Annotated in this window: 12 protein-coding genes, 2 pseudogenes and 1 riboswitch; of the genes and pseudogenes, 8 read left to right on the forward strand and 6 right to left on the reverse strand. The window is 71.9% G+C overall.

Features of this window, described 5'->3' with window-relative positions; all coding sequences use genetic code 11:
- Nucleotides 1-176 precede the first annotated feature (176 nt).
- Nucleotides 177-2,173 (forward strand): annotated as a pseudogene (gene rpoD / locus DK412_RS03325) (RNA polymerase sigma factor RpoD).
- Between the two features lie 59 nt (nucleotides 2,174-2,232).
- Here rpoD and DK412_RS03330 read toward each other — a convergent pair.
- Nucleotides 2,233-2,487 (reverse strand): DUF2798 domain-containing protein, encoded by a 255-nt coding sequence (locus tag DK412_RS03330; RefSeq protein WP_109970788.1) that lies wholly within the window; start codon nucleotides 2,485-2,487, stop codon nucleotides 2,233-2,235.
- 272 nt (nucleotides 2,488-2,759) lie between these two features.
- On the opposite strand from DK412_RS03330, the gene DK412_RS03335 reads away from it, so the two are divergent.
- The 3 genes and pseudogenes from DK412_RS03335 to thiS form a co-directional block, all read left to right on the forward strand.
- Nucleotides 2,760-4,007, forward strand: a complete 1,248-nt coding sequence (locus tag DK412_RS03335; RefSeq protein ID WP_109970789.1) for an adenylate/guanylate cyclase domain-containing protein — start codon at nucleotides 2,760-2,762, stop codon at nucleotides 4,005-4,007.
- A 61-nt stretch (nucleotides 4,008-4,068) separates the two neighbouring features.
- A riboswitch (TPP riboswitch) is annotated at nucleotides 4,069-4,199 on the forward strand.
- A gap of 64 nt (nucleotides 4,200-4,263) precedes the next feature.
- Nucleotides 4,264-5,469, forward strand: coding sequence for a glycine oxidase ThiO (thiO, locus tag DK412_RS03340; protein WP_204165483.1), 1,206 nt, complete (start codon nucleotides 4,264-4,266; stop codon nucleotides 5,467-5,469).
- Nucleotides 5,466-5,675 (forward strand): annotated as a pseudogene (gene thiS, locus DK412_RS03345) (sulfur carrier protein ThiS); the annotation flags it as partial. The gene thiO and the pseudogene thiS, both read left to right, overlap by 4 nt.
- Before the next feature lie 79 nt (nucleotides 5,676-5,754).
- Here thiS and DK412_RS29940 read toward each other — a convergent pair.
- The 4 genes from DK412_RS29940 to DK412_RS29945 form a co-directional block, all read right to left on the reverse strand.
- Nucleotides 5,755-5,964, reverse strand: a complete 210-nt coding sequence (locus DK412_RS29940) for a hypothetical protein (protein ID WP_162596050.1) — start codon at nucleotides 5,962-5,964, stop codon at nucleotides 5,755-5,757.
- A gap of 73 nt (nucleotides 5,965-6,037) precedes the next feature.
- Complete coding sequence (locus DK412_RS03350) at nucleotides 6,038-6,283, reverse strand: hypothetical protein (protein ID WP_109970791.1); 246 nt, start codon at nucleotides 6,281-6,283, stop codon at nucleotides 6,038-6,040.
- A gap of 126 nt (nucleotides 6,284-6,409) precedes the next feature.
- Nucleotides 6,410-8,233 carry a YbaL family putative K(+) efflux transporter gene (gene ybaL, locus DK412_RS03355; protein WP_109970792.1) on the reverse strand — a complete coding sequence of 608 codons (1,824 nt, stop codon included), beginning with the start codon at nucleotides 8,231-8,233 and terminating at the stop codon, nucleotides 6,410-6,412.
- 161 nt (nucleotides 8,234-8,394) lie between these two features.
- Nucleotides 8,395-8,532 (reverse strand): hypothetical protein, encoded by a 138-nt coding sequence (locus DK412_RS29945; RefSeq protein WP_162596083.1) that lies wholly within the window; start codon nucleotides 8,530-8,532, stop codon nucleotides 8,395-8,397.
- A 268-nt stretch (nucleotides 8,533-8,800) separates the two neighbouring features.
- Between DK412_RS29945 and DK412_RS03365 the strand changes: the two genes are divergently transcribed.
- Entirely contained in the window at nucleotides 8,801-9,385 is a 585-nt protein-coding gene (locus tag DK412_RS03365) for a DUF2147 domain-containing protein (RefSeq protein WP_109970794.1), read from the forward strand.
- Nucleotides 9,386-10,007: 622 nt separating this feature from the next.
- Nucleotides 10,008-10,505, forward strand: coding sequence for a MucR family transcriptional regulator (locus DK412_RS03370; protein ID WP_109970795.1), 498 nt, complete (start codon nucleotides 10,008-10,010; stop codon nucleotides 10,503-10,505).
- A gap of 231 nt (nucleotides 10,506-10,736) precedes the next feature.
- Here the strand turns inward: DK412_RS03370 and DK412_RS03375 are convergent, their stop codons facing one another.
- Nucleotides 10,737-11,084: a DUF6481 family protein gene (locus DK412_RS03375; RefSeq protein WP_109970796.1), complete on the reverse strand. Its 348-nt coding sequence runs from the start codon at nucleotides 11,082-11,084 to the stop codon at nucleotides 10,737-10,739.
- A gap of 281 nt (nucleotides 11,085-11,365) precedes the next feature.
- On the opposite strand from DK412_RS03375, the gene DK412_RS03380 reads away from it, so the two are divergent.
- Together DK412_RS03380 and DK412_RS03385 are read left to right on the forward strand one after the other, a co-directional pair.
- Nucleotides 11,366-12,412 carry an HD domain-containing phosphohydrolase gene (locus DK412_RS03380; RefSeq protein WP_109970797.1) on the forward strand — a complete coding sequence of 349 codons (1,047 nt, stop codon included), beginning with the start codon at nucleotides 11,366-11,368 and terminating at the stop codon, nucleotides 12,410-12,412.
- A 308-nt stretch (nucleotides 12,413-12,720) separates the two neighbouring features.
- Nucleotides 12,721-15,483 (forward strand): hybrid sensor histidine kinase/response regulator, encoded by a 2,763-nt coding sequence (locus DK412_RS03385; protein ID WP_245447407.1) that lies wholly within the window; start codon nucleotides 12,721-12,723, stop codon nucleotides 15,481-15,483.
- Nucleotides 15,484-15,595: the final 112 nt, after the last annotated feature.

Consider the following 15,595-nt stretch of genomic DNA (forward strand, 5'->3'; position numbering starts at 1 on the left):
AGGTGCGGCTTGCGGCTTTCGTCCGGACTAGTTAACGGCAAGTCGATCGAATGGCTTGCACATTTGCGTGAGTTCCTGGGGCGGCTCGTGCGCCGTCCGACGAGACATCACGGTGCCGGCACGGCGGGAGCCTCCCCCGCCCGGGCACTGCCGACACCGGGAAGCATAGGCTGAGCATGGCGACGAAGGCAACGGAACGAGACGAGACCGAGGCGGCCCCCGAGCAGCAGACCGACGGCCCGCTCCTCGACCTGACGGATGCCTCCGTCAAGCGGATGATCAAGCTCGCCAAGAAGCGCGGCTACGTCACCTACGACGAGTTGAACGAGGTGCTGCCGCAGGAGGAATTCACCTCCGAGCAGATCGAGGACGTGCTGGGGCAGCTGTCCGAGCTCGGCGTCAACGTGGTCGAGGCCGAGGAGGCCGACGAGCAGCAGGGCGAGAACGCGCCCCAGGAAGCCGCCGAGGAGGAAGAGGCGAGCGAGGGCGGCGAGGTGGCCGAGGTCGCCGCCGCGCGTCCCGTCGCGCTCCGGGCCGAGACCACGAAGGAGCCGACGGACCGCACCGACGATCCGGTCCGGATGTACCTGCGCGAGATGGGCTCGGTCGAGCTTCTCTCCCGCGAGGGCGAGATCGCGATCGCCAAGCGGATCGAGGCCGGGCGCGAGGCGATGATCGCCGGCCTGTGCGAGAGCCCGCTGACCTTCCAGGCCATCATCATCTGGCGCGACGAGCTCGTCGACGGCCGGGTGCTCCTGCGCGACATCATCGACTTGGAGGCCACCTATGCCGGCCCCGACGGCCGCGCCGGCCCCGCCGAGGGCGAGGTCGAGGGGGAGGGCGACGAGGAGGCCGAGGGCGAGACCCCGCCGGAAGGCGAGGGCGACGAGGACGACCTCGAGAACAACGTGTCGCTCTCGGCGATGGAAGCCGAGCTGAAGCCGCGCGTGCTCGAGACCTTCGACGCGATCGCGGAGAACTACCGCAAGCTGCGCAAGGTCCAGGCCGAGCAGGCCGAGACCCGGCTCAAGGGCGCCGCGGCCTCCGAGTCCCAGGGCCAGCGCTACTCCGAGCTGAAGAACACCGTCGTCGCCGACGTGAAGTCGCTGTCGCTGAACGCCAACCGCATCGAGGCGCTGGTCGAGCAGCTCTACGACATCAACAAGCGGCTGATCTCGCACGAGGGCCGCCTGATGCGGCTCGCCGAGAATCACGGCGTCGCCCGCGACGAGTTCCTGCGCCACTACCAGGGCTACGAGCTCGACCCGCACTGGGTCGAGCGGGTGGCCAAGCTCGGCGGCAAGGGCTGGAAGAACTTCACCGAGCGCGGCGCGGTGAACATCCTGACCCTGCGCGAGCAGATCATCTCGCTCGCCTCCGAGACCGGCCTGGAGATCCAGGAATACCGGAAGATCGTCCACATGGTCCAGAAGGGCGAGCGCGAAGCCCGCCAGGCCAAGAAGGAGATGATCGAGGCCAACCTCCGGCTGGTGATCTCGATCGCCAAGAAGTACACCAACCGCGGCCTGCAGTTCCTGGACCTGATCCAGGAGGGCAACATCGGCCTGATGAAGGCGGTCGACAAGTTCGAGTACCGCCGCGGCTACAAGTTCTCGACCTACGCCACGTGGTGGATCCGGCAGGCGATCACCCGCTCGATCGCCGACCAGGCCCGCACGATCCGCATCCCGGTGCACATGATCGAGACGATCAACAAGATCGTCCGGACCTCGCGCCAGATGCTGCACGAGATCGGCCGCGAGCCGACCCCGGAGGAGCTGGCCGAGAAGCTGGCGATGCCGCTCGAGAAGGTGCGCAAGGTCCTCAAGATCGCCAAGGAGCCGATCTCGCTCGAGACCCCGATCGGCGACGAGGAGGATTCCCACCTCGGCGACTTCATCGAGGACAAGAACGTCGTCCTGCCGATCGACGCGGCGATCCAGTCGAACCTGCGCGAGACCACCACCCGGGTGCTGGCCTCGCTCACCCCCGCGAGGAACGCGTGCTGCGCATGCGCTTCGGCATCGGCATGAACACCGACCACACCCTCGAGGAGGTCGGCCAGCAATTCTCGGTGACCCGCGAGCGCATCCGCCAGATCGAGGCCAAGGCCCTGCGCAAGCTCAAGCATCCGAGCCGGTCCAGGAAGCTGCGGAGCTTCCTCGACAACTGAGGCTGTGAGTCCGGCCAGAAAGGGCCCGGCAGGCGATCCGCCTCCCGGGCCCTTTTTCGTTACCGCGGCGGCGCCACGATCCGCGCCACCGCGCGCCGAACCAGCGGCAGCACGAGCAGCAGCGTCGGGAAGGCGACGAGCCAGGAGAAGCCCCAGGCGCGCGGCCAGTGCCACAGGAGGTCCGGCGTGACCCCATGCGCGAGCAGGGTCGAGATGCCGGAGACGACGCAGGTCATCAGGATGGAGAGCAGGAACGCGGTCACCAGTGGCGCGGAGGAGGCCGGCAGGCGTCGCGGAGAGGAAGGAGACGACATGGCACGTCTTTCGAAACGGGCTCTCGGCCCGGACGATGCGGCACGCACCCGCCCGGTGCAGATCACCTGAGGGAGCGCGTTGCTTGACGTGAGACGCTTACGGCCGGCCGGAGCATGGCCCGGCGACGAACTCGGCTTTAGCAGGACCGAGGACCGATGCCAACCTGGCTGACCGGTTCTCCGCAGCCAAGCCTTCATCGCCACGTCTTCGTAGCCAAGCCTTTCCAGAGTCAAGCCTTGCCGTCCCGCGGCGCAAAGCCCATGTCAGGGCGATGTACGACCAGCCTCGCCCCACCTCCGTTCCGACGCCCACGGCCGCGGCGGACGGATCGGAGGCGAGCGACATCCCGATCGGCCTGTTTCGCGATTGCGTGGCGCTCCGCGACTGGTTGCTCAGCGAGGGGGCGCGACTGCCGGAATCCGGCGACCTCCTCGCCGGCATGGCCGAGCGGCTGAACGACCTCGGCGTGCCGGTCGACCGCGCCACCACCGCGATCGACGCGCTGCACTCGGACTATTCCGGCGTCGGCCGGTTCTGGACCCGGGAGGACGGCGTCAGCTTCCGCCTCTTTCCGCACGGCGAGGCCACCGAGCAGGCGCTCGCCCGCAGCCCCTTCGCCCATGTCTACGCCACCGGCGAGTGGCTGATCCTCGACCTGCGCGAGACGCCGGACGACCGGTTCAGCATCGTCCCGGAGCTGAAGGCGGCGGGCTTCACCCATTACATCACCGTGCCGCTGTTCTTCACCAACGGCACCAAGAACGGCGTCACCTTCGCGACCCGCGACCCGCGGGGCTTCGGCGACGACGACCTGGCGATCCTGCGCTTCATCGTACCGACCCTGTCGGCGGTGATGGAGATGCGCGGCCTCAACGCCCGGCTCGACCACGTCTTGCGGGTCTATGTCGGCGACGGGCCGCATCAGGCGATCCTCGCCGGCTTCATCCGCCGCGGCCAGGTCGAGCGGATCCGCTCGGCGATCCTGTTCGCCGACATGCGCGGCTACACCCGCCTCACCGACGCGCTGCCGCCCGAGGCTTCGGTCGAACTGCTGAACACCTATTTCGACTGCCTGGTGCCGCCGATCGAGAGCGAGGGCGGCGAGGTGCTGAAGTACATGGGCGACGGCCTGCTGGCGATCTTCCGCGAGAGCGGCGACGATCTCGGCGGCGCGGCGCAAGGCGCCCTCTCGGCGGCGCAGGCCGCGCTCCGCCGCGTCGAGGAGGCCAACCGCGCCGGGCGCTTCCCCACCCGCATCGAGGTCGGCATCGCGCTCCATCACGGCGAGGCGGCCTACGGCAATGTCGGCTCCGGGGCACGCCTCGATTTCACGGTGATCGGCCGCGACGTGAACCTGGCCAGTCGGCTGGCCAAGCTCAACAAGGTCCTGTCCGAGCCGCTCTTGATGTCGAAGCCCTTCGTCGACTTCCTGTGGGGCGATCCCGAATTGCTCGGCACCCACCCCCTCGACGGCTTCGCCGAGGAGATGGCGATCTACCGTCCGGGCAAGGGCGGCTGAGGCGCGGTTGGAGGCCTGGCGGAAGACCGGTTGACGGCGGGCCCGTCCCTCGCCAGATAGCGGATGTTCCAGGGAGATCCCCGACAAGGGGCTGAGACACCGCTGGACCGCCCTTTCAGGCCCGGTCAGCGCGGAAATCCTTCGAACCTGATCCGGCTCATACCGGCGTAGGGATTGGACAGGGTTCCGCGGGACCCGCGCGCATCACCGGCAATCGGGCGCAGTCCACTCCCTTCGGGCCACCGTGGAGACGAGGGTGCACGCGCAGACGATCGGACGGCGGGGCGGACCGGCCCCGAGCCCGGAGAGCGACCGGTTGCCTGAACGAGCCGAGGTCGCGGTGATCGGCGCCGGGCTGATCGGCCTGTCGGTCGCGTGGCGCCTGGCGCGCGCGGGTCTCTCCGTCGCGGTGATCGAGCGCGGCCGGGCCGGGGACGGCGCCAGCCTCGCCGCCACCGGCATGCTGGCCGCGGCCGCCGAGCACGAGCCCGGGGGCGAGGTCCTGTCGCCGCTCTGCCTCGAAAGCCAGCGCCTCTGGCACCCGTTCCGCGACGAGCTGGAGGCCGAATCGGGCCTCTCCATCGATTACCGCCGCGAGGGCACCCTCGTGATCGCGCTCGGTCGCGACGAGGTCGAACGGCTGCGCTTCCGTCACGAGTTGCAGCGCCGCGACGGTCTGTCCGTCGAGTGGCTGTCCGGCTCCGCCATTCGCGCCCGCGAACCGGGACTGCGCCCCACCGTCACTGCCGGCATCTTGTGCCCCGACGACCACCAGGTCGATCCCGCCCGCGTGATGGCCGCCCTGCGCCGAGCCTTCCGAGCCGTGGGCGGGCGCCTCGTCGAGGAGACCACGGTCACCGCATTCGCCCGCGAGGGCGGCCGGGTCACCGGGGTCGAGACCTCCGCCGGTTCGTTGAGGGCCGGCACCGTCGTGCTCGCCTCCGGTGCCTGGGCCGGGGAGGGGAGCCTGGTGCCCGACCTCGCCCTCCCGGTGCGCCCGCTCAAGGGCCAGTCGATGGCGCTGCAGATGACGCCGCGCAGCGGGCTCCTCTCCCACGTGGTCTGGACCGAGCAGGTCCACATGGCGCCGAAGGGGGATGGCTCGCTCATCGTCGGCGCCACCGTGGAGGAGACCGGCTTCGACCCGCACCTCACCGGCGGCGGTCTCTACGCCCTGCTGGAGGGCGCCCGCCGGGCGCTGCCGGGAGTCGAGGAGATGCGGGTGGCGGGCATCTGGAGCGGCTTCCGCCCGACCTCCGACGACGACGCCCCGATTCTCGGCGAGGCCCGGCCCGGCCTGGTGCTGGCCGCCGGCCACCACCGCAACGGCTACCTCCTGGCCCCGGTCACCGCCGAGGCCGTCGCCACCCTGATCCTGCGCGGCGAGACGCTGCCGGTGGCCGCCCCCTTCGGCCTGTCCCGGTTCGCCCCGCCTCCCTCCCTTCGAAGCGAGACCGCATGAAGCTCTTCGTCAACGGCGAATCCCGCGACAGCGAGGCCGCCACCCTCGACGCCCTGTGGCGCCAGGAGACCGCCGACCTGGACCTGCCCGGCCCGCAGGGCTTCGCCATCGCGCTCAACGGCGCGGTGGTGCGCCAGCGCGACTGGGCGGCGACGGCGCTCGCCGAGGGCGACCGCGTCGAGATCGTGCGGGCCATGCAGGGGGGTAGGACGAGCGGGACGACGCGGAGGGTTTGGAAACCCGGTCCTGTTCCTCGCAACGGACCCTATCATCGAGACCGGCGGGTCAGAACCCCCCGGTCCGCCACAACGCCAAAGCCGCCGCGACCAGCATGGCGACCCAGGCGCCGGCGACCAGCGTCAGCACGCGGCGTCCGGATCGGGGCCGGTTGTCGTTGGCGGCCCGGCGCAGCCTCACGGCGGCGGCGGCGTAGCCGTGGGTGGACGCCGCGATCGTGGCCGGGCGGGCAGGGGCGGTCTTGCGCAGGCTCGTCATGGCGATTCGTGCTCGTCGGATGACGATAGCACGCGCGCGAGCGGAGCGTGAGCCGGCCGAACGACGCAAGCCGTCAGGACGAGAGCCGGATCGGGCGCGCCATGGTCCGGGGAGCGTGTTCGTCGATCCAGCGAGGGCTGAGCACGGCGCCGTCCTCGGTCACGATCCACGGCAGCGCCTCGGGATCCTTCGCCGCGACGGCCGCCGCCAGGGCTGCGCGCAGGGTGGGATAGCGGCGCGTCTCCCGCGGCCCCGGCGCGGCGCGGGCGCCGTGCCAGACCATCAGCTCGGCCGGGCGCTCCATCTGCGGCTGCGACATCGTCGGACTCCTCTCGGGCCGCCAAGCCTTGGCAAGGCTCGAATTCGCGGCGAGCCGAGGGGAGGATGGCGGATCCGGGATGGAGCGGCGCTTAACCGAGGATTGCGATTCGGTAACGAAGCCGGGTCACGACTCCGCCGGCGCCTCGCGGTGCGGCCGCAATTCCGGGGCCCCGAGCTCGGGCTCGGCCTCCGCCGCCGGCTCGGCCCGGCTCTCGGCGCGGCTGGTATCGATGAACAGGCGCGCCTCGCCCTCGCTCAGCCCCAAGCTGCGCAGGGAATAGAGCGCCATGCCGAAGCCGACCTCGCGCTCGGCCATCAGCACCAGCCCGACCTTGTCCTCCTCGAGGTTGCGCCGCTCGGTGTCGCTGTGGGTGCGCACCACGGTGTCGATCCCCGGATTGGCCTCGCGGGCGATCTCGATCAGGCGGCGGGCCTGGTGCGCGTCCGGGCTCGCCACCACGAGCAGGCGCGCCCGCCCGATATCCGCCGCCTCGAGGATGCCCGGCGCGCCGGCATCGCCGAACACCGCCGCGATGCCCGCCGTTCGCAGCTCCTCGACCCGGCGCCGGTCGCGCTCCACCACCACGAAGGGCAGCTCCCAGGCCGCCAGCGCCTTGCCGATGGCGCCACCGACCCGGCCGTAGCCGACCACCACCGCGTGGCCCTCGCGGCCCTTGGCGTGGGCGGAGACCGCGATCTCGTCGGCCCCGCGCTCGAACCGGGCGGCGAGCCGCGGCCGCGCCTCGACGAAGCCGCTCAGGCGGCTCAGGCCGGCGAAGATCAGCGGGTTGAGGGTGATCGAGAGGAGCGAGCCGGCCAGGATCAGGTCGCGCCCCTCCGGCGGCAGCAGCTTCAGGCCGATGCCGAGGCTCGCCAGGATGAACGAGAACTCGCCGATCTGCGCCAGACTCGCCGCGATGGTGAGCGCCGTCGAGAGCGGGTGGCGGAAGGCCAGCACGATCGCGACCGCCGCGAGCGACTTGCCGACCAGGATCACCGCCAGGGTGGCGAGCACGGCGAGCGGCTCGCGCAGGAGGATCGTCGGGTCGAACAGCATGCCGACCGAAACGAAGAACAGGACTGCGAAGGCGTCCTGCAGCGGCAGGGAATCCGCCGCGGCCTGGTGGCTGAGGTCTGATTCGGCCAGCACCATGCCGGCGAAGAATGCGCCGAGGGCGAAGGAGACGCCGAACAATTCGGCCGAGCCGTAGGCGATACCGAGCGCCAGCGCCAGCACCGCCAGGGTGAACAGCTCGCGCGAGCCGGTGCGGGCGGCCTGATCGAGGAGCCAGGGCACCACCCGGCGGCCGCCGGCCAGCATCAGCCCGGCGAAGGCCGCCACCTTGGCCAGCGTGAGACCGAGGGTGAGCCAGATGTTGCCGTCGCCCGCGATACCGTGCGCCGCACCCGCGCTCTCGCCGCCGAGCGGCCCGGCGAGCGCCGGCAGCAGGACGAGGGCCAGCACCATCGCCAGGTCCTCGACGATGAGCCAGCCGACGGCGATGCGGCCTTTGTCGGAATCGAGGAGGCTGCGCTCCTCCAGCGCCCGCAGGAGGACCACCGTCGAGGCGACCGAGAGGGCGAGGCCGAAGACCAGGCCGGCCCCCAGGCCCCAGCCCCAGGCGAGGCTCAAGCCCAGCCCCATCAGGGTCGCGACCGCGATCTGCACCACGGCGCCGGGCAGCGCGATGGCGCGCACCGACATCAGGTCGCCGATCGAGAAGTGCAGGCCGACCCCGAACATCAGCAGGATCACGCCGATCTCGGCGAGCTGCCCCGCCAGTTCCGCGTTGCCGACGAAGCCCGGCGTGTGCGGGCCGACCGCGACGCCCGCCAGGAGATAGCCGACCAGCGGCGGGAGCTTCAGCCGCTGCGCGAGCATGCCGCCGATGAACGCGAAGACGAGCCCGAGGGCGATGATGGCGATCAGCTCGGAGGCGTGCGGCACGGTCGGGTCAGCTCCTTTTCGGATTCCGGCGCCGCAGCGGCAGCCCATTCTCCGAAGACTAGCAGACTTTCCGGGTTCCGGCGGTGCCGCACCGCACCAAAACGCACCGACGCTCCCCGAAATCCCCGCATCCGGCGAGGAGCCGCCGGAGCGTGCAGGCTTTAGCGCCCGAACGGCCGCCGGGCGGCACCGGCCGCGCGGGGGAGCCGCGGCAGGCTGGCTCCCGGCCGGGCGGCGAGCACGATGACGATCGCCCCCAGGGTGGCGGAGGTCATCACGAGGAGCTCGGTCGTGAACATGCGGCAGCCCTGGCGGTGAGGGGACGCCGCTGTGCGGCAGTCGAAAATATCGTCGTTGCTTGCCGGATGGACGATTGCCGCCCGGCGGTGCTGCTCTAGCTCGCCGCAGGAGCGGCCGGCCATGTGACATCCCGCCGTGAGGCAGCATGTCCGCATCGACCGCCCACGATTCCGACGCAATGGGCCGGCCTCTGGCGTCCGGCCGCGCGATGCGGCATCAGCGACGGACAATGACGTGCGCGGGCCGCACCAGACGAGGGTATGCAGTATGAAGAAGGTCCTGACCGGGGCGCTCGTGGCCCTCGGCCTGTCGTCGGGCGCAGCGCTCGCGGCACCGAAAGACCCGAGCGGGACTTGGTTGACCGAGGACGGCCGGGCCCGCATCCGGATCGAGAAGTGCCCGGGCCGCGCCGACCGGGTCTGCGGCTACGCCGTGTGGCTCAAGACTCCCAACGACGACAAGGGCCAGCCCCGGGTCGACTTCAAGAACACCGACGCCAAGAAGCGCAGCCGTCCCTCGCTCGGCCACCAGCTGATCATGGGGCTGAAGCCGAACGCGGATAACCGTTACGAGGGACAGATCTACAACGCCGACGACGGCAAGCTCTACGACGTCTCGATCTGGACCGAGGAGCCGGGCGAGCTCAACGTGCGCGGCTGCCTGATGGGCTTCCTGTGCGGCTCCCAGACCTGGACCCGCGTGAACGACGTGGCCCCCGGCCAGCTCACCGCCGCCACCGGCGCCCCGAACGGCCCGCGGCCGGACGCCGAATGGGCCGCGGCGCCCAAGGCCGCCGCCCCCGCGGCGCCGGCCAAGCCCGCTGCCGCGCCGGCTGCCGCGCCGAAACAGTGAGACGGCGTCCGAACGATCTGTCCGGAAACCGCCTCGGCATCCCTGCGCGGCGCGTGAGCGAAGCTTGTTGCCGCATCGCGAAAGCGATCCGACAGGATCGCCTGGAGCGGCCAGTCGGACAGATTTGAGACGCCTCCCGGGCGACCGACCCGCGCCGCAGCGTGGGCGGTCCTTCTGGCGAGTTTTCATCGGGGCACCTGCCGGTCGCGGCAGGTGCCCTTTCTCGTTCGCGCACCGGCCTCGAAAATACAATCAAAGATTGTATTCTTTGCGGTTGCGCCGGTGTCGAGTCCGCCATCGCTGCGGACGTCACCGGCACGTCTCGCAACCTCAAGTAATGATCACGTCAGATCGCGACGTGCCGCGCTACCTCTGCGTTGCCGGCGGCCCCGTTACGTTCGGGCCTCCCGCTCGGGATAACCGTGAGATCAAGATGCGAGCAAAAATTCCTTTTGCAACCAGCTATACGTGAATCAGAACTTGCCGGTAAAGCAGCGGCTGTGGGGTGAGCCCCTGCACGGGGCTGTCGGCTCCTCCGATCTACTCGCGAATCAAATTCTCCATTGACTGCCAGGGGTTTTGGCGCCATGTGCAAAGAAGTATTTCAAAACAAGGGGCGTCCATGAACGCGAACGAGCCGGCACCGACCTCGCAGTTGATCAATCTGTCGGCCGATATCGTGTCGGCCTACGTGTCGAAGAACTCGGTTCCGGTGGGGGAACTGGCGAACCTGATCGCTGCCGTGCATGCGTCCCTCGAGCGCGTCGCCGCGCCCCCGGCGCCCGAGCCCGAGAAGCCCACGCCGCCGGTGCCGGTCCGCAAGACGGTGACGCCGGACCACATCATCAGCCTGGAGGACGGCAAGCCCTACAAGTCGCTCAAGCGCCACCTGACGACCCGCGGGCTCACCCCCGAGCAGTACCGCCAGAAATGGGGCCTGCCGCCGGACTACCCGATGGTCGCCGCCAACTACGCCGCCCAGCGCTCCGAACTCGCCAAGAGTCTCGGCCTCGGCCAGATCCGGCGCGACCGCGCGGCCGCGGCCCGGCTCGCGGCCGGGCAGGACGGCGAGGACGAGACGGCGCCGGCCCGCCGGGGCCGGCCGCGCAAGGGCGAGTGACGCCGGCGCGAGAGATCCTGGCGCGAGCGGTGCCGGGGGCTCGCGTCCCGGTGCCCCCGGTGAAGGTCGAGCTCCGGACCGCCCCGCTTCCGCCCGAGGTGGCGCGCGCCGCGAGGCCGTCGGACAAAGAAAAACCCCCGCCGGATCCGGCGGGGGCTGAACTTCGGCAGCTGAACCTGGCAGCCTGAACTCGGCAGGCCGACCCGATGTCTCGCCTGCGTGATGTCTCGCCTACTTGCGGCGCGCCTTGCGGGCGGCGTAGCGGGCGTCGCGGGCAGCCTTGCGCTCGATCTCCAGGGCCGCCTCGCGCTCCGCCGCCTCGGCCGCCTCGCGCTCGGCGCGGGCCTTGGCTTCCGCCTCCTCGGCCGCCCGGCGCTCGGCCTCGGCCTGCTTGGCGGCCTCGCGCTCCGCGGTGCGGGCGGCGCGGGCCTCGGCGATCTTCTGGCGCTCCGCCAGGCGGGCCTGGACCTCCGGATCGTCGGCGGCGGGCTTGGCCCGGAACTTCTCCAGCAGGGCCTTCTTCGCGTCCGCGGACGTGCTCCGCCGATCGTTGAAGTTCTGGTCCTTGAAGCCGGCCATCGTGTTCGTCTCGTCGTCCTGCGTGCGAAGGCGCGCCCGTCCGTGGGAATCGCGCCGGGATCCGTCATGGTCTGTCCGGCTCCCGCGTCACGCGCGAGGGCCGTCGCACGTGCTCTAGCGCCGACGGCGTCCGGTTTCAAAGCCAAAGACGCCGCGGTCACCGAAGTGAGGGGCGCAACCTCGGTCGATCGGGGTAAAACCGCGACCTTGGGTCAGGGGATTGTCAAGGTTTCCCCGGCAGGTTCGCCGGGTGGTGGCGATCCCCTGCCGGAGGAGACCTCATGCGTGCGATCGTCCTCGACGATGCCGAACTCAACAACCTCCTGATGCTCGAGGCGTTGCGGCCGATCGCCGATTGCCGGCCGCAGAGCTTCACGCGGCCGGCGGACGCGCTCGCCTTCGCGGCCTCCCATACCGACGAGATCGGCATCGTCCTGACCGATTACGAGATGCCCGGGATGGACGGGCTCGCGGTGATCCGGGCCCTGCGGGCGCTGCCGGGCTTCGCGCATGTGCCGATCGTGATGGTGACGAGCTTCGACCAGCGCGCCCTGCGCCGCGCCGCCCTGGAGGCCGGCGCGACCGACTTCGTCAACAAGCCCTGCGACCCGGTCGAGATCCGGGCCCGCGTCACCAACCTGCTCGCCCTGCGCCGGGCCTACCAGGCCGAGCACGCCCAGGCCGCCCGACTCGCCCGGGAGGTCGCCGCCGCGGTGGCCGAGGTCGAGGCGCGCGAGCGCGAGATCGTCACGGTGCTGATGCGCGCGGCCGAGCACCGCGACACCGATACCGGCGACCACGTCGCCCGGGTGGCGACCTACACCCGGCTGATCGCCGAGGCCCTCGGCCTGCCGCCCGAGCAATGCCGGCTGATCAGCCTCGCCTCGACGATGCACGACGTCGGCAAGATCGCGATCCCGGACGCGATCCTGCTCAAGCCCGGCCCCCTGACTTCCGAGGAGCGCCGGGAGATGGAGCGCCACGCCGAGCGCGGCGCCCGCATCCTCGCCAACAGCTCCTCCGACGTGGTGCGCCTCGCCGCCGAGATCGCGGTGAGCCACCACGAGCGCTGGGACGGTGCCGGCTATCCCAACGGGCTCTCCGGCACCGCCATCCCGCTCCCGGGCCGCATCGTCGCGGTGGCCGACGTGTTCGACGCCCTGACCAGCGACCGGCCCTACAAGCGTGCCTGGACCCTGGAGGCCACCCACGCCTTCCTGCTGCGGGAGGCCGGGGCGCATTTCGACCCGGCGGTGGTCGACGCCTTCCTGTCCCGCTGGGACGCCGTCGCGGACTTGGTCGGCCAGGCCGCGAGCCGCGCCGCGTGAAGGAATTCGAAGCCGTGACGACCGGGATGACGGATGCGCCGGAAGACTCTTCTCCCGCGGGCGGGCCGGGACAGAACCGGAGCCTGCGCGCCCGGGTGATCCGCGCCGCGGATCCTGGCGCGGGAACCGGCGGACCGGCGCAGACCCCGCCCGGCCCTCGCGGGCGGCCTCCGCGGCTGCGTGCCGCGTTCCGGGCGGAGCGCGCCCGGGCGTCCGGTGCCGACATTACCCCTGCCGAAGTTCCTGACGACAGTCCTGCCGAGCTTCTTGCCGAAGGCGTCCGGGCCGGCGCCGTGCGGATCGAGGCCGTGCCCGTTCCGGCCGAAGCTCCTGCACCGGCCCCGTCTTCTGCCTCGTCGCCCGCGCGGTCCCGTCCGGCCCGCAGCCTCGCGGCCCGCCTCGGCCGGGCGGTGCTCGGCGCGGTGATGGTCGCGCTGGCGGCCGGAACGGCGCTCGGCGCCTGGTCGGAGGTCGACCGCTACGCCGCCGATACCCGCCGGGCGCTCACCGGCCTCGCCTCAGTCTTCGCCGCCGCCGCCGCGGGCGCCGCCGCGGCGGACGACGCCGCCGGCGCCCACGCGGCGCTCCGGGCGATCGGCCGCCAGGACGGCATCGTCTATGCCGGGCTGACCCGCCCGGACGGCACCGCGCTCGCCGAGCAGGGGACGGGCCTGCGCCTCGCCGACGACCTCGACCTCGACGAGGCGGGCCTGACGCCGCTCGCCCTCGTGCTGGCCCGCACGGTCAAGGTCAGCGTGCCGGTGGTGGAGAACGCCCGGATCGTCGGGCGCGTGACCCTGATCGCCGACACCGCCGACCTCGTCGGGCGCCTGTTCGACGTGGTGCGCAACGCCCTGATGGGTGCGGCCCTCGCCATGGCGGTCGGCTTCGCGGTGGCCTGGCGCCTCGGCCGCGCCCTGACCCGGCCGCTCACGGCGCTCGCCCGCACCATGGACGCGGTGCGCGAGAACCACGATTACGGCCGCCACGCCGTGCTGCCGTCCGGCGCCGAATCCGGCGACGAGGTCGGCCGGCTGGCGACGAGCTTCAACGGCCTCATCGACGCGGTGCGCGAGCGCGACCACCGCCTCGTCGAGCACCAGGGCCGGCTGGAGCAGGAGGTGAGCGACCGCACCCACGACCTCAGCGAGGCCAAGGAGGCGGCGGAGGCGGCCAACAGCGCCAAGTCCTCGTTCCTGGCGACGATGAGCCACGAGATCCGCACGCCGATGAACGGCATGCTGGTGATGGCTGAACTCCTCGCCGCCGCCGAGCTGCCGGCGCGCCAGCGCCGCTACGCCGAGGTGATCGCGCGCTCGGGGCAGAGCCTACTCGCGATCATCAACGACATCCTGGACTTCGCCAAGGTCGAGGCCGGCAAGCTCACCTTGGAGCGCATCGCCCTCGATCCGGCGGAGGTGGCGGACACCGTCGCGACCCTGTTCGGCGAGCGTGCCCGGGGCAAGGGGCTCGACCTCGCGGCGATCATTGCGCCGGACGTGCCGCGGACGATCCAGGGCGACCCCGTCCGGCTCGGCCAGGTGCTGGGCAACTTCGTCAACAACGCCCTCAAGTTCACCGAATCCGGCCACGTCCTGATGCGGATCGAGACGGTGGACCGGGGCGCGACCTTGCGCCTGAGCGTGACCGATACCGGCATCGGCATCCCGGCCGAGACCCTGCCGACCATCTTCTCCGCCTTCTCGCAGGCGGACGGCTCGACGACCCGGCGCTTCGGCGGCACCGGCCTCGGCCTGTCGATCGCCGAGCGCCTCGTTTCCGCGATGGGCGGGCGGATCGGGGTCGAGAGCACCGTCGGCCAGGGCTCGACCTTCTGGGCCGAGATTCCCCTCGACGGCGCGGTTCCGGCGGAGCCGGTGCTGCGGGCGGGCGGGATCGTCCCGGCGGTCATCGTCGCGGTGGCAGGACCGGCGACGCGGCTCGTCCTCACGGAAGGCCTCCGCGAGGCCGGCTTCGCGCCGGGCGAGGGGGGGCAGGGCGCGCATCACCTCGTCGAGGCCGACGACCTCGCCCGGGCCGGGTGCCGCCCGGCGGGAGCCGGCCGGGTCATCGCCGTCGCCGCGATGGGCGATCCGAGCGGGGCCGCGGTGCTGTCCTCAGGGATCGCCGACGCCCTGCTGCGCTGGCCGCTCGCGCAAGGCGAGTGGCGCCCGGCCCTCGCGGCGCTCGCCACGGGGGGCAGCTTCGCGGGCATCGGCGCCGAGGCCGGCCCGGTCGCCGCCCTGCCGCGCTTCCCCGCCGCACGGGTGCTGGTGGCCGACGACAACCCGGTCAACCGCGAGGTCGCGGCCGAGGCGCTGGGCCGCCTCGGCGTGACCCGGGTGGTGACCGTGGAGGACGGGTTCGGGGCGCTCGAGGCGGCCCGCGAGGGCGGGTTCGACCTGATCCTGATGGACGGCTCGATGCCGGGCCTCGACGGCTTCGACGCCGCCCGGGCGATCCGGCAATGGGAGGCTGCGACCGGCTCGCGCCCCGTCCACATCGTGGCGGCGACCGCCCACGTCGTCGGTACGGCGGCCGGGGCCTGGCGCGAGGCCGGGATGGACGGCGTTCTGGCAAAGCCCTTCACCCTGACCGACCTCGTCCGCACGCTGGCGGCGGCCCTCGGCGCGAGCGGGGAGACGGGCGCGGCGGTGGAGCCGGACGAGGTCCCGGAGGCGGAGGCCCCGGCCCCGACCTCGCTCCTCGATCCCGACACCCTGGCCGGGCTCGCCGAGATGGCCGAGGGCTCCGGCTCGGCCTTCGTCGAGCGGGTGCTCGGGCTGTTCGCGGCCCACGGGCCCGACGGCCTCGCGGCCCTGCGGGCGGCGGACGACGCGGAGGCCGCGGCCCGGGCGGCCCACGGGCTCAAGTCGATGAGCCTCAATGTCGGCGCCGCTTCGCTCGCCGGGCACCTGCGGGAGATCGAGCACGCGGCCCGCGTCGGGGGCCAAGTGCCCGACGAGCCGACGCTGGCGCCGCTCGACGGCCTGCTCACGGACAGCATCGCGGCGCTCTACGGCCATTTCGGGCTGAAAACCCCCGCGCCTCCCTTGCGCGACGCCGCCTGAATCCGGCGGCGTTGGAACGGGTGCAGGTGAACGGGGGCCGCGCCGGCGACCTCGACGTGAGATGGCTCCGCATGGCGAGCCGTTACGCCGCCGCGCGGCCCTGATGCGCCAC

Source organism: Methylobacterium sp. 17Sr1-1 (assembly GCF_003173775.1).
Lineage (GTDB): Bacteria > Pseudomonadota > Alphaproteobacteria > Rhizobiales > Beijerinckiaceae > Methylobacterium.

Bases quoted from the DNA above. Each gene is read 5' to 3' on its own strand.
- DK412_RS03350 (WP_109970791.1), bottom strand. From the start codon at position 6,283: ATGTCGCAGCCGCAGATGGAGCGCCCGGCCGAGCTGATGGTCTGGCAC.
- DK412_RS03380 (WP_109970797.1), top strand. From the start codon at position 11,366: ATGCGTGCGATCGTCCTCGACGATGCCGAACTCAACAACCTCCTGATG.
- DK412_RS29940 (WP_162596050.1), bottom strand. From the start codon at position 5,964: ATGACGAGCCTGCGCAAGACCGCCCCTGCCCGCCCGGCCACGATCGCG.
- DK412_RS03365 (WP_109970794.1), top strand. From the start codon at position 8,801: ATGAAGAAGGTCCTGACCGGGGCGCTCGTGGCCCTCGGCCTGTCGTCG.
- DK412_RS03335 (WP_109970789.1), top strand. From the start codon at position 2,760: ATGTACGACCAGCCTCGCCCCACCTCCGTTCCGACGCCCACGGCCGCG.
- DK412_RS03375 (WP_109970796.1), bottom strand. From the start codon at position 11,084: ATGGCCGGCTTCAAGGACCAGAACTTCAACGATCGGCGGAGCACGTCC.
- DK412_RS03370 (WP_109970795.1), top strand. From the start codon at position 10,008: ATGAACGCGAACGAGCCGGCACCGACCTCGCAGTTGATCAATCTGTCG.
- DK412_RS29945 (WP_162596083.1), bottom strand. From the start codon at position 8,532: ATGTTCACGACCGAGCTCCTCGTGATGACCTCCGCCACCCTGGGGGCG.
- DK412_RS03330 (WP_109970788.1), bottom strand. From the start codon at position 2,487: ATGTCGTCTCCTTCCTCTCCGCGACGCCTGCCGGCCTCCTCCGCGCCA.